Genomic DNA, 21,220 nt, shown 5'->3' on the forward strand with positions numbered 1-21,220 from the left:
CTGATGAGTATGAACTCATTCATAACCCGTTAGTATTTAATGCATATTTTCTTACTACACTTCCAAAAGCTATTTTTTTAATGAAGTAAGATTTATGTCTGAGTTGTAAAAATTTTTCAAAGTATATACGATCATCAGGTGCTATTCTTGTCTGATATTGGGTGTAAAATTTAAAAACCGTTTCAAATTGAGCCCAGAGAAAATCATCCTTTCCGAGGAACGATTTTCTCAACTCATTGAAGATACTTCTGTAACGATTCCGCGGTTTCGTACCTGCTACTATACTTAAATTATTGTCATGCTTACGATATCTTATGGTTGGTGTGGGTATTTCAACTGCGATTCCAAAAGAATAGGCAACAAGTGCTATCCAGGCATCATGGTACCTTATATCGTCAGGCATGTCAGTAAAAAAATGCCTCAACACCGGATTCATTACTACAGTACAGCCAGTTACAAAATTTGCAAATAACAAGGTCTGTAAATTATGTTTGTATCCACTTTGCCCCCTTTCATTCTTAAAAGACCAGTTTAACACGTTTTCCCGTTCATCAGTCAGTATTAAATCAGTATGTACCAGGCATGGTAGCTTAGTATCCATTCTTTCAAATGGGGTTAGGGAAACTGCTAGTTTATCAGGCAGCCATATATCATCCTGATCACATAATGCAACGAAATTTTTCTCCGCAGCCATGGATACCGCTTTTTTAAAATTGCCAATAAGCCCTAACCTCCGGGCATTAACCACATAAGTTAATAACTTCTTTTGCCGGTATTGCTCTAATATAGTCACAGTACCATCAGATGAGCAATCATCACACACAATCAATTCCTCAGCGGGGAACGTTTGTGTTAAGATCGAGTCAATCTGTTGTTTTAGATACTTTTCGCCATTATAAGTGGTCATTACTACAGAAACTTTCATGGCTTCGCTCCTATATTAAATTTCAGCCTCATAAATTCCAAAATGTCAGATAAAAAGTTGTTTCTAAATACTACCCATTGAAAGCCTAGATATGTAACTGAGCATCCGGAGATGGATATCAGTAGTGTACATGTCAGCGACAACGCCATCCCGCGCGTCAGCCAGATTAGCGGAATAAAAATTAGAGAGCTTAAAATAGCTTTAACCAGTAAAGACCACTCATAGGTAAACGAAAAATACTGTTTAATAAAATAAACGTATAGCAAGGTAACTACAATTTCAGCACAAACATTTGCTATAGAAGAACCCACTTCCTGGAAATGAGGAATCAAAAGCACATTTAACACTAAGCTCACAATTACTCCACCCACTACACAAAAAAACATCTCTTTGTTTCTGCCCGCAGGAACAAGCACCATATATAAAAAGAAATGTCCGAATCCAACAATTAATGGTAATAGAGACAGTAGGCGCATGCTGTTACTTGCTGGGAGAAATTCGTTGCCAGAAAATAAAGCAAGAAACTCCGGAGCAAGAAGAGCTAATCCAAAAGCCATCGGCACGGCGAAAAAAATTAAAAACCTGAAAGTCTGGTCGATGTTTTTTTGTACCTCCGCCAGGTTTCTCTCTGCAAAATCGTTTGATACCTTAGGCATCAGGATCACTGTCATAGAAGTTACAAAAGGTATAGTAATTTTGCTGAGTTTAACCGCCGCAGTGTATAACCCTACAGTTTTATCATTTGACAAGAAACCAAGAAGAACTGTATCCATATCAGTATACATACTGGATGCAAGAGATGTACCCAGAATAAAAAACAAAGGCATTAAGTGTTGTTTTAGCTGTAAACCGGAAAATATAGGCCGTACTTTTCCCCTGATCAGGAAAAAACTCAGTATATTATTTCCAAGAAAGGAAAACATCATAATGTAGAGATAGATTCTAAAATCGCTGCGTTCTCCGACAAAAGAATACAACAAGCCGAGACCAATAATCTTAAACAATACAGCACGTATCGCAATAGATTTAAATTCCTCCATGCCTGTAAACAACCAATCAATATAGGAGAATCCAAGTAGTACCATTAAGGAGGCTGCGAGATAGATATTCATATCTGCATGAAAGTATGGGAATGCAAAAATCACACTTAGGTATAACAGAAACAGACAGACAGTAGATAACAGGTAAATAGCAATTAGTTCAGAAAAGACTTTAGAACGTGCTTCCAAGTCATGCCTATGCTTCGCTACTTGCTGCATCCCATATACGGGAATACCAATACTTGCAACGAGAGCAAAATACTGAGAAAAGGAGAATATAAATTGTACTTTACCAATACCTTCAGGGCCTAAGACCCGTGATACATAAGGAAAACTAAGAATGGGGAATAATAAATTAGCAAGGGTAAGCAGTAAATTATAAAAATAGTTCTTTGCCATAATTGAAAATCAGCTGCTTAGATTTTAGCGTCCAATTCTTCGAAGATAGAGTTTTTACTTTTATATTCTTTTACCAATTCTTTCATATGCGTTACAACCTGCATGTCATCACTTCTTCTCGCATGCTCTATAAGAGCATAGATTTGTTTTTGAATTTCATCAAATGCATATTCTCGTACCCTGCCAATCATTATCTTTTCATGATGTGTAGGCATGGTATTCTCATTATCGTTCAGAAGCTCCTCAAATAACTTTTCTCCAGGCCTTAATCCGGAATATTCAATCATGATATCCTGATTAGGTATCATGCCTGCCAGCTGGATCATCTTCTTTGCCAAGTCAACAATCTTTACAGATTTACCCATATCAAAAACATAGATCTCCCCGCCTTCGCCCATACAACCTGCTTCCAGTACCAGTCGGCAAGCCTCCGGAATAGTCATAAAGTAACGGGTGATCTCAGGGTGTGTAACCGTTACCGGTCCTCCCTTTTCTATCTGTTGTTTGAACCTTGGGATTACTGATCCATTAGAACCTAAAACATTCCCGAAACGGGTTGTAATAAACTTAGTAATAGGCTTAACCTCCAGGTCATTAATGTAACTCAAACCATTGCTAAAAATATGATCTCTATGGTGCAGCGAATTATTAAGGGACTGCACATAGATTTCTGCTATACGTTTTGAAGCCCCCATCACATTTGTTGGATTTACGGCTTTATCGGTAGAAATCATTACAAATTTCTGCACACCGTACTTCACTGATTTATCAGCAATAGTTTTAGTGCCAAGAACGTTAGTTTTAATCGCTTCTGAAGGATTATCTTCCATCAAAGGCACATGTTTATAAGCGCCGGCATGATACACGTAGTGAGGCCTTAACGTACGGAACAGATGATCCATCCGTCTTTCATCTCTGACATCGCCAATAAAAGCATGGAAATTCTTATTCTTCGTAGATTCAGTAAGCTCGAGGTAAAGTTCGTGCAAGGCAGATTCTGACTGATCACAGAGAATGATCAGGCCTACATCAAACTTGGCAAGCTGACGTACAATCTCGCTTCCAATAGAACCTGCTGCTCCTGTAATGAGTATTCTTTTGTCTTGTAACTGATTCCCGATACCTTCAATATCGATGTGGATTGACTTACGGTCCAGCAAATCTTCGATATTTAATTTCTTAATCTGAGTAGTTTGAAGCTTACCATCTGTCCAGACGTTTGGAGGAGGTATATTCAATATTTTAATACCATTCTCCAGACAAACCTCTGCAATCTCATTTTTTCGCTCCTTTGGAATTGTATAAGATGCAAAGATGATTTCATCAAGTTCATGTTTGGTAATATAGTCCACAAGATTCTTGGCATCAAAAATTCTGATCCCATCGATGGTTTTACCCATCTTCCGCTGATCATCATCCACAAAACCAATAATATTTTTATTTACATTAGGATCATGATCAAATGTTCTTTTCGTGGCTACACCAGCTTCGCCGGCTCCATAAATCATTACTCTGACCGTATCCAGTTTTAAGTTTTTAATATAAATAAAGAAGTATTTGACTAATACACGATAAGTAATCAGCATCAGAAAACTTGCCAACCCATTTATAATCAGTATACCATTGGAAATCAACTGTGAATTACCAGTCGCTACAAAACCCATATTCAACAGGAAGAATGTACTGTTGGAAACGATGATAGCATACAAAATGCGGAAAGTATCCTGTGCGCTTGTATAACGTATAATACCTGAATAGGTCCTGACGTTTACAAAAACCAGCGTACTGATCATAGTAGTCACCAATACATTCCGGCTGAACTCAACATAGTCTAAATTTGATAAATCAAAGTTATGCTTGATGAGATAGGCAATCGTTAATGATACAAAGCAGATCGTTAGATCAAGAGAAAAAATTATCCACCTAGGTACTATGTTGATTTGACTGAACAAAATATTATATTTTAATATGCAGCAAATTTAATCAAAAAACCATACCAAGTGCAAATGACCCTATATCAATTATTAAATTATATTGAAATCGGGGCTTTAATCAACGACCAAATCGGTAAAACAGGTTAAAAAACCTCAACAAAGCCATGTAAGTATTTCATTACACTTAAAATAAAATTAGAATTAAAATATAAAAACCCGTTTAACATCCAGACTGACCTAAATGTTGAACGGTATATAACGTATTGTCTATTTATTCGAAATTATTTAGTGTTTTGAATCCACCTAACCTCAAATATTCATCTTTCTTCATCAAGTGTAAATCTGACTGGATCATATCTTTTACTAGTAATGGCAAATCGTATTTAGGAACCCAGCCTAATTTAGTTTTCGATTTGGTAGGATCTCCCAATAAAAGATCAACCTCTGTTGGACGGAAGTAAGCAGGGTCAACTTTTACTACTTCATTGCCAACTTTAAGTTCAGCAAAATTTAATCCCAGGTCAGAAGCAATTTTCTCATCAATAGCAGCAATGACTCCGCTTTCATCCGCACCTTCACCTCTGAACTCGACGGTAATACCCAATTCAGCAAAACTCATTTTAACAAAATCTCTTACTGTAGTTGTTACACCTGTTGCAATTACATAATCTTCAGCAACATCCTGTTGTAATATCAACCACATTGCCTCAATATAATCTTTTGCATGTCCCCAATCCCTTTGTGCAGAAAGGTTACCCAAGTATAAACAATTTTGAAGCCCTAATGCTATCTTAGATGCTGCGCGTGTAATTTTACGGGTAACAAATGTCTCCCCTCTTAATGGACTTTCATGATTAAACAGAATCCCGTTACAGGCAAACATGTTGTACGCCTCCCTATAATTGACTGTGATCCAATAACCATATATCTTGGCAACCGCGTAAGGCGAACGTGGATAAAATGGTGTAGTTTCACTCTGAGGAACAGCTTGCACCAACCCATATAATTCAGAAGTAGATGCCTGATAAATTCTCGTCTTTTTCTCTAATCCCAAAATACGAACAGCTTCTAATAATCTTAGTGTACCTATACCATCAGCATTGGCAGTGTACTCCGGTGTATCAAAGCTCACTTTAACATGGCTCATTGCTGCCAGGTTATAGATCTCATCAGGCTGCGTTTCCTGAATGATACGTATCAGGTTTGTCGAATCTGTTAAATCACCAAAATGCAGTTTAAAGTTTACCCCATTTTCATGCTGATCCTGATAAAGGTGGTCTATACGTTCAGTGTTGAACATAGATGATCTTCTTTTAAGACCATGAACAAAATATCCTTTTTTTAATAAGAATTCTGCTAAGTAGGCTCCGTCCTGGCCTGTAACACCTGTAATAAGGGCGACTTTCATTTGATTGAATTTTTTAAGAGTAGATTATTGATTATTTTATACAATAAGAATGCTATGCAAAATCATCACCACAGAGGGCGACTATTTTTTTAGACACTTCTTTAATTTCCTGTTCGTTTGCTTTAGGATAGATCAGCAAGACCTTCCCATCGTCAACTACAATAAAATTGTCCAGCCCTTTGATCACTGCAACTTTATCTTTCGGGATCTGAATCATACAGTTGGTTGTATCAGACAAATTGATAGTATGACCGGAGAACACATTATTATGTTCGTCTTTGTCCACTACCTCATATAGCGAGGCCCAGGTTCCAAGATCAGACCAGCCAAATTCACCCGGGATAGTGTAGACATTCTCAGCTTTCTCCATGATAGCGTAATCAATTGAGATGTTATCTGAAAGCGGATAGTTCTCCAGAATAAAGGCCTTCTCGTCACTGGTATTGTAACATGTTTTACCCTTTTCGAAAAGACCAAAAATAGCCGGAGAATATTTAGCAAGGGCAGTAAGGATAGATCCAACGCTCCAGACAAAAATTCCCGCGTTCCAGAGGTAATCCCCACTGGCGACGAATTCTTTTGCCCTTTCAAGGTTTGGTTTCTCCAGGAATTTAAGTACCTGATGTACACCTTCATTCTCCTCTTTATTATAGTTGATATAACCATAACCGGTATCCGGACGCGTTGGTGTAATACCAAGGGTCACCAATGCATCATTGTCCCCAACATATGACAGGGCCTGCTGAATTTTCTTAAGGAAAACCGTCTCATTTAAGATCAGGTGATCTGAAGGGGCAACGACAATCTTAGCTAAAGGATTCAGCTGGCTGATTTTAAAAGAAGCATAAGCTATACAAGGGGCAGTATTATTACGGCTGGGCTCAGCTATAATATTTTCGCGAGGAAGACCCGGCAATTGCTCAGCAACCAATCCCGAATACTGTTCATTCGATAAGATAAAGATATTTTCCTGCGGACAAATCTTTTGGAACCGCTCGTGGGTTAATTGTAACAGAGATTTTCCAATCCCAAGAATATCAATAAACTGTTTAGGAAAATTATTCCTGCTTTTCGGCCAAAATCGACTGCCGACGCCGCCAGCCATAATTAAAACATAAGTGTCCTGCATAGAAATTCTATTCATTTTTTATAAGCATTTAATTCCAATAAGTAGATGTAGCGAATACTAATATATGGCATATTATAATAAGAAATCATTAACTGGGGTTTAATAAACCAGTCGGCTTTACGTTAATAGTGTATTTATTACACTTATACACAAATAACGTTTAATTGTAACAATTGTGTGTATTATTTTCAAAATTTAAATATTCTTTAAATAAGCGAGAGACTGGTGGTTCAAACTGGCTGTTTTTTTGCATAAATTAACTTAGAAAAGAAGATTTTCTAATATAAACATTGACTGCAAATTAACAAACTCTAAACACAATGACTCAAAACATCGGAAACAAACTGAAAGCACTGCGGCTTACTCATTGTCTCAGTCAGAAAATTATCGCCGATCAATTAGGCATATCTGTTCCAGCTTATTCAAAAATTGAAACAGGCCTAAGTGACCTTTCTTTCACTAAAGTACAGCAAATCGCTGATATTTATAGCGTATCGGTGATAGATTTATTAAAAATAGGTGAAAAAGATTCAAAGAATGAGCAGTACCCAGACCTTAAAAGGCAGCTTGATGAACTAACTTTACAATATAACGAACAGCAGAAAAAGATGATACAATTATATGAGATCATCAGAAACCAAAGAACCGAAGCCGTTAAAATCTAAAGGATACGCCTAATTCCCCATGGAAGTTAAAAACATCATTATGGGGAATATAATACTCATCAGGGGTATAATCTTTCAACCTCCATTGATAATTTAAAGATTTAATCCCCTGAACTTTTACATTAACTACGAAATTTTTATAATTCCAGGCACCTTCCGCAGCAAGAGCAAAATCTACCCACCTCCGGCTTTGTCCATTCAGATCAGAAAGATAAAAATCATAAAAATCCGCATTATGTTCATAACGTTCAAAAGCTAATCCAAATTTCTTTAAACCTTTTACCCAACTAATATCCAAAGACTGCAGATTCCCTCCGGAGCCGGTACCAGCTCCTATTACCTGGCCCAGGTTCGTATAACCTTGCCTAATCTGATAATGCTGATAGAATCCACCCGCAGGCCTTACCAACCGATCCACAGATTGCGATAATTGGTTGATTTCGGCATTAATTTGAATAAATTCACCCTTTTTATATTTAAATGGCACTAACTTGGATATACCAAATATATATGCTCTGGCGTGGTCAGGGGATCCAATGAAATCTCGATAGTTATAAGAATTATCATTTACACCATATTCGAAATAGACCTCAGCATGTGCCTTTTCAAATATCCACCTGGCATACATAGAAATACGCTGATCACGATCAAAAGGGTCACCCTGTGTCCCTGTAGTTTTCTTTTGAATCGGGAAAAAATATGGAAAATAATTCTTGAACCCTTTTACGTCTTTCTCGTATGACATAAAATCCCTGATAAACCCGAGAAATAGGCCTGGCACCCATTTCGGTTGATAACTGATATTAAAAGCAGATAAATACCTCCAGTCATCATTATAGGTATCAAAAATATTTGTTCCTGTTGATGTGGTAGTTACCGGTAAGGGAGTGAAATTGGAATTCTCTAATTTCCCTGCAATAAATTGTGCTTCAAACGATCCGATAGGTGTTTTTATAGGTTTTACCGTATTCAAAGTAAGGTGCTTAAATCCGGGAGCATTATTGGTCATCGTCAGAGAGTTTCTTTTGCCAGGCCCCCACCAGATATTTTCATTTGATAGCCCTAAAGAAGCTGGCCCGTATGTTAGCCGGACATTGCTCTGTCCCCAGTTAACCTTGTTATAGCTACTGCTGCCAAATCGTTCAGGTGCATCCAAAAGATTATAAAATCCATAATATTTATTTAATTCTTCATCAGACCTGCCAGGCGATGCAAATCCTTCAAAAGCCTTGTTTTCCGCATATACAAATTCCGGACGGAATTGAATACTGAGAATACCAAATTTAGCATAAAAACCTCCGCTGAGCATAGTCTGATATCCTCTTGCCGGAATCATGGCACCATCATTCCAGCCATAAGGATGATTTGAATTGTATTGTTGCAGCAACGAGAATGGTAAGATCTGAAATTGCCCCTTTCCATTCGCAAATCCGACCGGCCCCGATGACTTAAAGTACCCATCAGCAGCCAAAGTATTATCCGGATCAAACACATTGCTTACTCTGAAAGACAGGGCGGGATTTAGTGGGAGGATGGAAAAAGATACAGTTGAATCCAATTCTCCCAACAGCTGTTTACGTCTGTAATATTCCTCGAGGCCTACCATACCTACAGGAAGCGACTGTGCTTGCAATTTGACGCTAAATATGGCGAAGAAACCGAATGCGATTATAGTGAAATATATCCTATTCATATTATAGCTATGTTAAAAACGGTAGGTCAAACCTGCCTGCATTTGTAAATTAAAAGCATCTTTCCCGCTAATGTTAACATCGTCAGCTGGTCCTTGAAACAGGTACCATTGATAATTTAAGGAATTTACACCCATTAATTTAGCATTAAAAATAAAATTTTTATAGTTCCATTCTCCATTAAAAGCAATACTCAAATCTGTCCAATGCCTGCGGGAGTCCTTATCTGCCTCGTAGGCATAATAATAGAAATCATTATTATGAACATATCGTTCCAATTGTATGCCCAGGCGTTTAAGGCCTCTTACCCAGCTTACATCAATGCTTTGCAAATTAGCTCCGGGTCCTATACCGGCTCCTAAAACCTCACCCCTATTTGTATAGCCCTGTCTTACATATTTATTAATATACCAGCTATCGGCACTCCGAATATCGCTAGGACTGGTCTCCTGCAGCTGTGTAGCTTCAACACTAATCAGCAGGTTTTCATCCCTACTTTCGTTGAAAGGAAGCATTTTCCGGATACCAAAAATATAGGCCCTGTTACGCGATGCCTCTAAAAGCTGGTTACGGGTATCCCCTGTACTATTGTTCTTACCATATTCAAAATAGATTTCCGCATGCTCTTCAGGCCACAACCACCGCATAAATACAGAACTTCGGTTATCCCGGTTTTCGACCGGCCTATCGGCATTAACTTTTGTAGTTGATGAAAAGAAAGGCAAATAATCGCCAAATTTGGAAAGGTCGTTATGATAAAGCTGAGAACTTCTGGTTAGCCCCACAAACAAACCGGGAACCCATTTTGGTTGCCATGTTACAGCTAATCCAGAAAGGTATCTCCAGTTATCTGGTTTCGGTATAAACAGGGTACTGCCAAAATAGTCCCATTCAGGCTCTAATACGCCATAATCCGAGTTTTCTAATCTTCCGGCTATGATTTGTCCCTCAAATGAACCAATCGCTGTATTGACCGGCTTTCTTGTATTTAGAGTCAGGTGTTTAAATCCAGGGGCTGTATTACTCATTAGTAAGGAATTACGTATTCCGGGACCCCACCATAGATTCTCTGTTGATAGACCAAATGAGATATCTTTGTAGTTCAGGCGGATGCTACTTTGTCCCCAGTAGGCTTTACTGATTTCATTATTTCCAAACCTTGCAGGCAAATCAATATTATTATAAAAATCGTAATATCTCGCAACTATAATAGGGTAAGTAGCAGGATTGAAAGTATCGAATTTACCATTTATGGCGAGATCGATTTCGGGTCTGAATTGTATGCTTAACATTCCGTATTCCAGATATGCTCCTGCACTAAGTAAGGTCTGAAGCCCTTTCGCCGGGAGCATAGCACCATCATTCCAGCCATAAGGATGGTGAGAATTGAATTGGGTTTGTAGATTTAAAGGCAAAAGACTGATTTTGAGCTTGCCATTTTTAGAACTATAAACACTTGGGGAGTTAATAAGGTTATATTTTTTTTCAGTACTATCCTGATAAAATACATCTTTAGCTTTAAAGCTTAACTTGGGCAACAGTGGTCGTATTAAAAACGAAACCGATGAATCCGCCCGCCCCAAAAGCTGTGCCCGGCGGTAATAATCCTCTAACGACACACTTCCTACTGGTAAGCTCTGTGCAGACAATTTATGTTGAAAAGATATGAGTAGTATAAAAGCAAGGCTAATCTTTATAATTTTCATTGATGGATTTTTCATTAATTGAGGCTAATGACTTTAATTTTAATATTATCAACCGACCAGCTCTCGTTACATTTAGGGTCAGCGACATCTTTTTGTACCAGCTTATCCAGACACTGAATTAAAAGTGTCTTTTCGGAATGACTTATACTTTTGTGAATTTTATATAAGGTAGAGCCGTTTGGATTAAGCGCTTCACTGCAAAAACCGGGTAAGTTTATATTCGATGCACCGCTTTTGGGATTATTACTCTGAGTAGGATAATCGGCAGGATAAGACTGCCCCGGACAAAAATTGCCCGGTGCACAGTCAAAATTAGCGAATGTAGCACTGACAAATGTTTTGTTATTAACTTTCATCTGCCAGAGATCAGGCCCACTCACATTATTCTGTAAACTTTGGCTGCCTTCCCAGCTATCATGAATATAAAGATCAAAGCTAATGTCCACCACATCATGCTTTGGTAAATCGTTTACAACGACTTTAAATTCACCATTATTGTAATTACCCAAGACATTAGATCCATTAAATGGTGAAATTGTGCCATTTTCTATTCCGGTCAGGTTTCCACTTTCGAAATCATTGTAGTATACTTCCACTTCACTATCAGTAGTTTTTGCGCAGGAGCCAAATAAAATAAATAACAGAAAACAGAGTAATATAAGTTTATTCATATATAATTTCAATCAGATCCGTAAACGGTTAAAGGTAAGTATAATTTTAATGCTGTATTAATTTTGACGATCCTTCCAGGGAAAATCTTATAACTACAAAGATTACAGCACTAAACAGCAATGATAGTGAAAGAAGAAAAATCGAATAGGGCATCCAAAATATAATTAATGCATTGATCGTCAGTTGGGCCACTCCGTAAGCTGATGAAATAATCAAATGAGGCACCTTCCTCTCATTCGCCCAATATTGATAGAAATGACTTCTATGAGCTTCAAATACGCGTTCTCCGCGTATTATTCTAAAGATTATAGTCGTTACCGTATCAAGACCATATAAAAGCAGCAGTAACAGATAGCTGAAATTTTCAGTTTTAATGATAAGTTGCAATAAAAGGAACATAATAATGAAAGCGATACTTACACTCCCAACATCGCCGGCAAAACATTTTGCCTTTATTCGGAAATTGAAAAAATTGAAAACCAAAACTGAAATAATGGCTGTTATTATGATACTTGAAGTAATAAACGCCGAAATGTAAATATTGATAAATAATAATGTACAAAGCGTAATCAATGCATAAAAGCCGGTGATCCCATTTATTCCATCCATAAAATTAATTGCGTTGATACTTCCAATTACCAGAATTAAGGCCAAAATAATCCAATAAAATGGAAGATTAAAAAGTCCCAATTGATAAAACATAAATGCCACGCCCACCAAATGAAAAAATATTCTCAGTTTGTTACTTACCGGCTTTATGTCATCCAAAAAGCTGATAAATGAAATTACCGTAAGGCCGATGAGAAAATAACCGTAATTAAATCCAAAGTATAACGGGTATAATAACAAACTAAGGGCGAAGATAATCCCCCCCCCTCTGAGGGTGACCACCTGATGAGAACTTCGATGATTAGGTTGGTCAATAATATTATATTTATCCGCTAAGAAAAAATAAAAACTTTCGAGAAGAAATAGTAAAACGAATATTATTAAAAAAAGACTTATATTCATAGATAGTTGCAATTGAAAAATAATGTGATTTCCGCAAATATAGATAAACAAGCATGAACCTTAGAAATCATAGTTATTCAAATAAGTAATAATCGCTATCTCCTTCGGTAAGCTTCAACCAAATCTTCAATAACTTGTTCCATTGTAACTACAGGGGTATAGTCCAGTTCCTTTTCTATCGTCCCAATATCATATCTAACTCTGGTGCTTAAGGCATCTACACGACCCGTCGTCAAAGGGCTTCCCGGTATCATATTACCGATAAGCCCCAAGCCCTTCATCAAGAATAGAGGTACGCGTAATTTTGGAACTGCCTTACCCAAACATTTTGCGGCCTGAGCGATAAATTCTTCAATGGTCCTAGTGTCAGAGATATTATAAATTCTTCCATTTGCCCTTTTATCTCTACCTACAAGTATAAGTGCCTGCACAACATTATCTACAGGCACGTAATTTGCATTCGCCCCCTTTGGGCCAATAAAGAAAAACATTCCTTTGTCTAAAGCTCTTACAAGCTGAAAAAGCGATTGGTTGCTCATCTCTGGCCCAAAAACATTTGACGGTCTAAGAATACCATACGTAAAAAAATTATTTAGCCCGGCATAAATAACCAAATTATCCGCTGCAACCTTTGATCGCTCGTATGTATTCATAGGATCTATTTTTTGCGTTTCAAACACTTCCCCGGATAAAATATGGCCGTAAACTCCGGTACTACTTAACTGCACCCAATGTTTCAACCTCCCTTTAGCAGCATCAAGTAGGTTTTTAGTTCCTTGTACGTTCACCTGAAACATTTTAGATTCATCCTTTATCTCTGCTGCGCAATGATAAAGAACATCTATTCCTTCGACAAATGATATCAGTTTTTCATGTTGGTCCATCAAATCAAGATGATGTACTTTTACCAGTTCAGGGAAATCAAGATCACTTCTTTTTTTTCTTGACATAATTTGAACATCATCACCCATTTCGAGATGCTTCATCACCAATTTCTTCCCTATAAAGCCAGTTGCTCCTGTGATTGCTATCTTCATACAGTTTGTAGTTATATGCTATTGTTAAACCCCCTGGCCGTTTCAAGAATACCGTCATCGGATGAGACAGGTAAGCTTTTTCCTAATGCAGCCAAAATTTTTCTGTTACTTACAACGTAATTTTCAGTCAGTTTGCCCAGTCTTTCACTATTCAAAGGTAATCTCAAAAAATCCCCGATTTTTGCTAATCCTACAACCATTTTAACAGGAATATGTAACAATTGCGGACTTCTATTTAATACCTTCGATAATAATACAACTACTTCTTTAGTAGACAACACTTGATCATCAGCAACATTGTAAATTCCAGAAAGAATATCATCTCTTTCAATTAGCTCCTTTAAAATAAAACACAAGTTCTCGATACTAAGAAAAGAACGTTTATTTTCAAAAGAAGCTAAAGGGTAAGGTATTCCTTTTGCAACAAACTTGTATAACAGGTTTAAATTGCCCTTATTTCCAGGGCCATGAATCATACAAGGCCGGAGAATAAAATACGACTTTCCAGATGGAAGAGGCTGCTGGATGATATACTCTTCTGCCAGGAGTTTGGATTTTCCATAATGCGTATGTGGAAATGCAATAATGTCTTCGTCCATAATCCCGTCCAGGGAATCAGCAACAGCCTTAACAGAACTTATAAAAATAAATTTCGACGCATTAGACTTTAAGAATTTATCATAAAGATCCTTTGTAAGTTCGTAGTTAATCTGATAATATTCGTCCGGATTTGCAGATTTTCGCAGATCGTGAGCCTTGCCTGCAAGATGAACTATAACATTTGCATATGAAATATCATTGCTGTGTTTTCTCAGATCTAGCGGCACCAGATTTAAACTGGTAATATTACTTAGATACCTGACCAGATTTTGTCCAACAAATCCTGAAGCCCCCGTTATTATTACATGCATACAAAATAGTTTAATTCAAAGACTTAATTACCATTCATATCTCCTGGCTTGCATCATATTATTGTTTGAGCAATAATTCATTATAAAAATCCCGCTGAAGCCGGTAAATAACATCTGCAGAAAAGAAATCCAAAATTCTTATTCTCCCGTTAATTTTCATTTCCCTTAACTTGCCTGGATTTTCAAATAAGTATCTCATAGCCTTCGAAAACTCATCCGCATTGGAACTTTCAACAAGCAGACCGGTGGAGTTATGTGCAATTGAATCGACCAAACCTACAATATCAAAACCAATGGCAGGCACTCCCATGGCTGCCGCTTCTATCACAATTGAGCCAAAACCTTCGCTGCTACTAGGCAGACATAATACATCACTCACAGCCAGATATTTTTCATGAGCGTCCACTTTATCTAGACTTATGATCCGGTCTGACAAATATTCATACTGAGTATACAACTTTTGCAGATGTCCTTCAGATTCGTCAGGGCCAATAAAAAGCAACTTTGCATTTGGTATATCAACAACTTGAGAAAATGCTTTAAGAAGTTCATTTATACCTTTTGTTATTGATTTTCGGGCCAGGAAGATATATACAAAATCATTTTCAGCTATCCCAAGCTCTTTTCTTAGAACATTTCTTGTCTTATCCACTATGCTGATATCAAACCTGGAAAGATCCACACCTGACAAAGATCCCCTTCCAATGCATCTTATTGGCTTTCCATTTTGGTTGACGCCCTGCTTTTCTAAAAAGTCAGACTGCGAGGGACTATCAGTAAGACACACCGTACATACACTGACAATAAGCTTATCAATAAAAATATAGATCGCTCTTGATCTGCCGGTCAGGTTTGACCATACCTGCCCGGTAAACGTATGTATCCTAATAGGTACCAATGCCAGAAAACTAGCAAAGGCCGCAATCAATCCTGCCTTCGGCATAATCGAGTGTACAATTTGCGGTCTTAATTTCAAGCATAGATAAAAGATATGAAAAAATGCTATAATGTCATTCCATATTGAAATCTTCCTTAAGATATTTACATCAATAAAGGTTACGTTAGAATATCGTAAAGCATATCTTGACACATCATTTCCCGCTATATAGACTTCAAAATCGTCATTAGACCGATCAAGAAAATTCTTAAGATGCCATATAACTACTTCAGCCTGAGTTACAACCCGAAGAATTTTGATTTTTTTTTTGTGGCTTTTAGCTTCTTTCATTCAATACTTTCTTAATAAGAAAACAGAATATAACGATTAATTTTATTATAATAAATTTAAAGGAAGATCTACACTTCTAATTTTATTTAAGATAGAGATTGCTTTACTTTTTTCAGTCAATGTCAGATCTCCATTTCTTCTCTTAGATAGAAGATTCTGAAGACTAAAAAATCCAAATGTTTTATAGAGGAAAACCTTAAGATATGTTTTTCTGAGTTCAGCTCTCAGTTCCTTCTCATTAAGAATATCAGGTCCATATTTATATAATATTTTGCGTATAGTTCTAAGACTACTGATGTAGTTTCTGATATTAACCTTACCTTCTCTAACGATATAGAGAGGCTCTTTCACTCTTTTAAAATTTGAATATTTGTGAGTCCGAACCCAAAGTTCCCTGTCTTCTGCGCGTACATATTCAGGATCATATGGGTTCTTCACAAACCATTCTTTCTTGCCTATTATACTCGCATGTAACAACATTGCTTTACTTAAAACATATTTTGAATCATATTCAATAGACTCGAGTCCTCTTATACCAATTGGATCACCTGTTTCGCTAATAGAATAAGTGCCCGTATCCACAAGATCTATATTGATATCGGAAAGTAAAACATCGATTTGTTTTTGTAACCGTGTGGGATCCATAAGGTCGTCAGCGTCCATCCTTGCTAAATAATCTCCACTGACCAGGGAAGGCACCTGATTTAATCTATAAACTAATCCCCTGTTGGTTCCATCGCTTATAACTTTTACTCTTTTATCAGAGATGTTTCTAACGAGCTCTAAACTATTATCTTTCGATCCGTCATCAAGGAGTATTAACTCCCAATTTTCATACGTTTGAGCAAAGACTGACTTGACTGCGTCAATGATAGTTAATTCATTATTGTAAAAAGGTATGGCAATACTTATCAATGGGTTATTCATTTTATAAATTATTTTTTCTAGACATATATCTTAGTCCATTTATCATATGATAAATAGACCGGGTTTTTATTCTGAGTGACCCTTTAAGAAGGGATTTTACAAGTGAGATATAGCCTTTGGTAATATCACCGTTTTTCAAGCTTATATTTCCAATATTATAAGCAAGAGCTGCTGCTATTTTATTTTTCTCATAATCGCTTGTGCTTACTTTGATAAATGAAGCATATAAAGCCCGAAATCTGGAAATTTGACGATCGTCAGAGAATGTGATGTTATTATCTCCTATAAAATAAGAACCCATAACAACAGGAAAATATTTGGTTTGCATACCCAGCTTACCTAGTCGAATCCAAAGATCAAAATCTTCAAGCCCTATAATATCTTTTGATTCCCGAAAGCCTTCTGCTTCTTCCAAAATACATTTGCGGATACAAGTCGACGAGGTTGGAATAGCATTTAAATTATAAAGAAGATCATGGTAAACATCCCGATTATTTAGTTGTCTGGATTTAATCCTCCCGGTATTCATATCATTACTTATAATCTCAAGATCATGATAAATAAAATCTATTTTATTCAGGTCCTGATTGGAGATAAATTCTAGTCGTCCTTCTGTATACCAGTCATCTGAATCTAGGAAACAAAGCCAATCAGCTACAGAATTAGTAATACCAACGTTCCTAGACCTCGCGGGTCCACCCCAATTTTCCTGATAAAAGTACCGTAACGTAAGAAGTTCCCGATATTTTTCTACAACTACAGACGTATTATCTGTTGAACCGTCATCGCAAATTAAAACTTCAAAATTTTTATAAGTTTGATTGACCAGAGATTGCAAGCACCTGTCAAGAGCATTAGAACGATTATAGGTAGGGATAATAATCGAAAATTTAAGGTCGTTAGTTGTCATTAAGTATAATGCTATACTAAGAATTAAATCTTAGGTATAATATAGAGTTTAAAATTTATAATCAATCAGTCATTTGATCATATCAGCAAAAGTATACCAATAATCTCAGGAATCAAAAAATCATCTGTTAAATGAACCTTCAATGCTCCGATTTCAATATTACTCATCATTCCATTTACAGACCAAGAGATTTAGGATAAACAAAGGTGTTAATAAAATTACTACACTATTTAAAAAAAGAAGATTCGCTATCATAAAGTACTTCGACCTATAGGAACATTTTACTACAAAAGTCAAAATCAGAATTGTAGATATCAATCCGGTTTCAACTATCAGTTTGACGATTTGATTAGATTCTCCTTTACCAACGTTCTTTTCAATATAGCCGGGAGAAAATCCAAATAGCAGATCCGGAACGGATGAATTGGCGATTATAAGAAAAGAAGTACCGGCCCGATCTTCTCTGTCATCAGCGGAAGAGGTACCTAGACTATCCACAAGATTCTGTTTTGGAACAAAAGCGAAAAAAATTGCTAAAGTAATAACAAACCCAATAGAAAAAAGAATATTAGAAAGTCGTGGGCTGATCTTCATCAACTCCATAATTTTATATACAAGCTTAATAAAAAGGACAATTGGAATAACGACCCAGGCCATTGTTGAACAAGTGGCTAATGCACCAAGTAGAACTATAACCCGGGCAAGGAGCAAATGTTTCCTTTTTTTAAGGAATCCATCAATCATAAAAAAATTTACGGATAAAAACCATGCTAAATAACTTGGTTCAAGAAGATATCCACAAACGCGACCTAAGGTTCCAAATTCAAATTTCCTAATACTGATATAACCCAATATGACATTGTGAAAATTAGTATAAAATCCATCCTCTCCAATCGTCTCTAACGTGTATGGCAATAAATCGAGATTATAGGCTATAAAGGATAGAATGGATAAAATTGAAAATGCTATCACGATAAGAATATACATATTTCCCATTAAGACCTTACCTCCATTAATCCTATAAATTCCAACCCATAAACCAGACGCAAGCATTACATACATAATAAAATAGCTAGCCTCACCAATTATGATATTGCCCCGAAATGCCCAGTAAATTATCTCAAAAATAAAAAAGCAGATATACGGCCCAAATCTAAATACGAATTTCTTCCGCCTGATGGTAATAGTTAAGAAGAAGACTGTCAGAATAAAAAGCAATGGAAATCTGACATAAACAGGGACATAAACAGAAGCTACAAATGGAGGGAAAATGCAAATGAGAATTCCAAAAAGGAAGGTTAAAATCAATGCCAAATAATCGAATTTCATTTTTATACAATTGAATTACTTAAACGGAAAATGCGTTATCAGCATTTTTATGTGTGGACGAATTATCTTAAAAGATAAATTGCATTGATAATAATTATCTGGTTTCAGGCTTCAGATATTATTGATTAATTCCCTTTTGGCTATATTCCCATTCAAGTGTTTTAGTCAAGCCATCTTCAATTGACGTCATATCGAAAGTTATCTGTTTATTCAATTTCGAGATATCAAGACTAAACTTCATTACGTCAGCGGGTCTTGAACTTTCATAAGAGACCTTAAAATCAGGTATAAGGGATTTAATACTGCCGAGAATAGAATTAAGAGTTATCGTATTACCAGAGCCAATATTAAAAATTTCATTCTTAACATCAGATTTCATAAGCAGCCATATAATTTGAATAATATCCTCAACAAAGATATAATCCTTAGACTGTTCACCAGTACCCCAAACAACCAATGGCTGTTTATTTATCGCTTTACGAATAGCTATATTTACAACGCCCTGTTTTTCTGACACATGAAAAGGGCCGTAGGGATTGGAGATCCTGAGTATCAAATAATTTAATCCATTTTGTCTGTGATACAGTTTTATATATTGCTCAATGGTATATTTTACTACCCCATAGGAGCTAATTGGTTCACAAGGGTGTTGTTCATCTAAACTATCTTGTTTAAATTCCCCATACACAGCTCCTCCTGAAGACAAATAAAGAATGAAATTACAGGCATGTTGCTTCATGATTTCAAGTAAATTCACAGTAGCGATCAGGTTGTCCTTAATATCTCCTATTATATTTTGATTTGAAGAAACAGGAACAGTTGTACTGGCAAAATGGAAAACATGGGTAAATTGTTCTCTGCTAAACAATTTATCCAGAAAAATAATGTCCATATAATCTCCGTTTTCATACCGGATATTGTTTTGAGTATATTGGTCATTCTTTTTGGTTCTGGAGACAATAACAAGGTCTATAGGTTCCTCTACCAGTTCCTCAAATACATACTTCACAAGATTTGTCCCAATAAAACCGCCACCGCCGATTAGTAATATTTTTTTCTTAATCATATTATTTTTCTAAAAGTCCAGAATAAATGGCCTCCAAGTTTTCCCCATATTTTCCCGGAGTATATGCATCGAAGGATTTCTCCGCCGATAATCCTATTTTAGTTCTTAAAGCTTTGTCATTATATAATCGATATATATCTTCATATAGATCATTTTCGAAGGTCTCTTCATTCAGATCAATTAACAATCCGTTCTCTTCTGTTTGAATTACCTGTGATATACCGGCAAAATTACTCGAGATAATTGGTTTTCCAAGTTGGAGAGCTGTCAACAAAACTAAAGGCATGTCCTCGTTACTAATTGAAGGTAAAATAAATAAATCGCTGGCAGCTATATAATCCTGACTATTTTGCCTGTAGCCGAGGAAAAAGATGTGATTAGTTAATTCAAGCAGATGAACAAGCTCTTTTAACTCCTTTTCATCTTCGCCGTTTCCTATTAGTATCAAAGTTATATACTCTTTCAAATGGGTATGCTTCGTAAATAACAGATGAATAGCATTAATCAATTTTGCCTGTCCTTTACGTTTAGTCAGAAAGGCAACCTGAGTGATAATAAAAGCATCTTTAGACAGATTAAGTTCTTCACATATCTGTGCTTTACTAAACCCTATGGAAGCTGGTATCACACAATTATTTATAACTTTTATTTTTCCTACATCGAACTTCCTTAACTCTACTAGCTTTTGTTTAGCCAAATTTGAAGCGGTGATAAATAAGCACACATTTCTTTCAATAAATCCATCAATAATGGAATCAAACCTCTTCGGAAGAGAGGCCTGATTATTTACCTGATATATCAATTTCGCATTACCAAATAAATAATTTGCGAGAACAAGGACATTACAACTCCGCGCCGCAGGGTATCCTCCATTGTTAATATGTACAATAGCAGGAGATTCTTTTTTCAGCATAAAACTAAAAATTATAAGGTTCCATATTGTATAAAGTTTTAACTTTTCCAGCAAGAAAAAGGGAACTTTAAGTGCTGCTTTGAATAAAGGGGAAATATTTAGACAATTTATCTGATAGAATAATGTTTCATTCGACAACAGCGGTAAAGATAAAAGACGATCACTGTCTATGTCCCTATAGTCTGAAATCATACCTTTTTTATATACTTTTGATCCCCTGAATGCTAGTTTCATATCGAATGAATTATTAAGGATTTCATTTTTCATTGAGAAAGACATAAGCCTTTCACTTCCGCCGTAGATATAGCAATCAGTAAAT

Annotated in this window: 18 protein-coding genes; 1 reads left to right on the forward strand and 17 read right to left on the reverse strand. The window is 36.3% G+C overall.

From position 1 onward, the window contains the following. Positions 1-19 precede the first annotated feature (19 nt). The 5 genes from BLW16_RS14510 to BLW16_RS14530 form a co-directional block, all read right to left on the reverse strand. On the reverse strand, positions 20-925 hold the full coding sequence (locus tag BLW16_RS14510) for a glycosyltransferase family 2 protein (RefSeq protein WP_090557861.1): 906 nt from the start codon (positions 923-925) through the stop codon (positions 20-22). Next, positions 922-2,364 (reverse strand): flippase, encoded by a 1,443-nt coding sequence (locus BLW16_RS14515; protein WP_090557864.1) that lies wholly within the window; start codon positions 2,362-2,364, stop codon positions 922-924. Before BLW16_RS14515 ends, BLW16_RS14510 begins: the two co-directional genes overlap by 4 nt. A 17-nt stretch (positions 2,365-2,381) precedes the next feature. Continuing rightward, positions 2,382-4,316, reverse strand: a complete 1,935-nt coding sequence (locus tag BLW16_RS14520; protein ID WP_090557866.1) for a polysaccharide biosynthesis protein — start codon at positions 4,314-4,316, stop codon at positions 2,382-2,384. Between the two features lie 253 nt (positions 4,317-4,569). Next, positions 4,570-5,706, reverse strand: coding sequence for a GDP-mannose 4,6-dehydratase (gene gmd, locus BLW16_RS14525; RefSeq protein WP_090557868.1), 1,137 nt, complete (start codon positions 5,704-5,706; stop codon positions 4,570-4,572). A gap of 52 nt (positions 5,707-5,758) precedes the next feature. Continuing rightward, a complete protein-coding gene (locus BLW16_RS14530; protein WP_090557870.1) occupies positions 5,759-6,850 on the reverse strand; it encodes a mannose-1-phosphate guanylyltransferase in 1,092 nt (363 codons plus the stop codon). Between the two features lie 305 nt (positions 6,851-7,155). On the opposite strand from BLW16_RS14530, the gene BLW16_RS14535 reads away from it, so the two are divergent. Further along, a complete protein-coding gene (locus BLW16_RS14535) occupies positions 7,156-7,500 on the forward strand; it encodes a helix-turn-helix domain-containing protein (RefSeq protein ID WP_090557872.1) in 345 nt (114 codons plus the stop codon). Here the strand turns inward: BLW16_RS14535 and BLW16_RS14540 are convergent. The 12 genes from BLW16_RS14540 to BLW16_RS14595 all read right to left on the reverse strand — a co-directional run bounded on the left by BLW16_RS14540 (position 7,490) and on the right by BLW16_RS14595 (position 21,135). Next, a complete protein-coding gene (locus BLW16_RS14540) occupies positions 7,490-9,193 on the reverse strand; it encodes a capsule assembly Wzi family protein (protein WP_090557874.1) in 1,704 nt (567 codons plus the stop codon). The genes BLW16_RS14535 and BLW16_RS14540 overlap by 11 nt on opposite strands. A gap of 12 nt (positions 9,194-9,205) precedes the next feature. Then, positions 9,206-10,912, reverse strand: a complete 1,707-nt coding sequence (locus tag BLW16_RS14545; protein WP_090557876.1) for a capsule assembly Wzi family protein — start codon at positions 10,910-10,912, stop codon at positions 9,206-9,208. Next, a complete protein-coding gene (locus BLW16_RS14550) occupies positions 10,912-11,568 on the reverse strand; it encodes a hypothetical protein (protein ID WP_090557878.1) in 657 nt (218 codons plus the stop codon). Before BLW16_RS14550 ends, BLW16_RS14545 begins: the two co-directional genes overlap by 1 nt. A gap of 46 nt (positions 11,569-11,614) precedes the next feature. Continuing rightward, positions 11,615-12,580 (reverse strand): MraY family glycosyltransferase, encoded by a 966-nt coding sequence (locus BLW16_RS14555; protein ID WP_090557880.1) that lies wholly within the window; start codon positions 12,578-12,580, stop codon positions 11,615-11,617. A gap of 95 nt (positions 12,581-12,675) precedes the next feature. Further along, positions 12,676-13,617 (reverse strand): NAD-dependent epimerase/dehydratase family protein, encoded by a 942-nt coding sequence (locus BLW16_RS14560; protein WP_090557882.1) that lies wholly within the window; start codon positions 13,615-13,617, stop codon positions 12,676-12,678. Positions 13,618-13,628: 11 nt separating this feature from the next. After that, the gene (locus tag BLW16_RS14565) at positions 13,629-14,528 is read right to left on the reverse strand and encodes an NAD-dependent epimerase/dehydratase family protein (RefSeq protein WP_090557884.1); all 900 of its coding nucleotides are present in this window, start codon (positions 14,526-14,528) and stop codon (positions 13,629-13,631) included. A 58-nt stretch (positions 14,529-14,586) separates the two neighbouring features. Next, positions 14,587-15,756, reverse strand: coding sequence for a glycosyltransferase (locus BLW16_RS14570; RefSeq protein ID WP_090557886.1), 1,170 nt, complete (start codon positions 15,754-15,756; stop codon positions 14,587-14,589). A 45-nt stretch (positions 15,757-15,801) separates the two neighbouring features. Then, entirely contained in the window at positions 15,802-16,683 is an 882-nt protein-coding gene (locus BLW16_RS14575) for a glycosyltransferase family 2 protein (protein ID WP_090557888.1), read from the reverse strand. A gap of 1 nt (position 16,684) precedes the next feature. Then, entirely contained in the window at positions 16,685-17,593 is a 909-nt protein-coding gene (locus BLW16_RS14580) for a glycosyltransferase family 2 protein (protein ID WP_090557890.1), read from the reverse strand. Between the two features lie 159 nt (positions 17,594-17,752). Then, positions 17,753-18,922 carry a hypothetical protein gene (locus BLW16_RS14585; protein ID WP_090557892.1) on the reverse strand — a complete coding sequence of 390 codons (1,170 nt, stop codon included), beginning with the start codon at positions 18,920-18,922 and terminating at the stop codon, positions 17,753-17,755. A 118-nt stretch (positions 18,923-19,040) separates the two neighbouring features. Then, positions 19,041-19,988 (reverse strand): NAD-dependent epimerase/dehydratase family protein, encoded by a 948-nt coding sequence (locus tag BLW16_RS14590; RefSeq protein WP_090557894.1) that lies wholly within the window; start codon positions 19,986-19,988, stop codon positions 19,041-19,043. A gap of 1 nt (position 19,989) precedes the next feature. Continuing rightward, the gene (locus tag BLW16_RS14595; RefSeq protein ID WP_175470586.1) at positions 19,990-21,135 is read right to left on the reverse strand and encodes a glycosyltransferase family 4 protein; all 1,146 of its coding nucleotides are present in this window, start codon (positions 21,133-21,135) and stop codon (positions 19,990-19,992) included. Between the last annotated feature and the right edge of the window lie 85 nt (positions 21,136-21,220).

The organism is Pedobacter hartonius (assembly GCF_900107535.1).
GTDB classification, from domain to species: Bacteria; Bacteroidota; Bacteroidia; order Sphingobacteriales; family Sphingobacteriaceae; genus Pedobacter; species Pedobacter hartonius.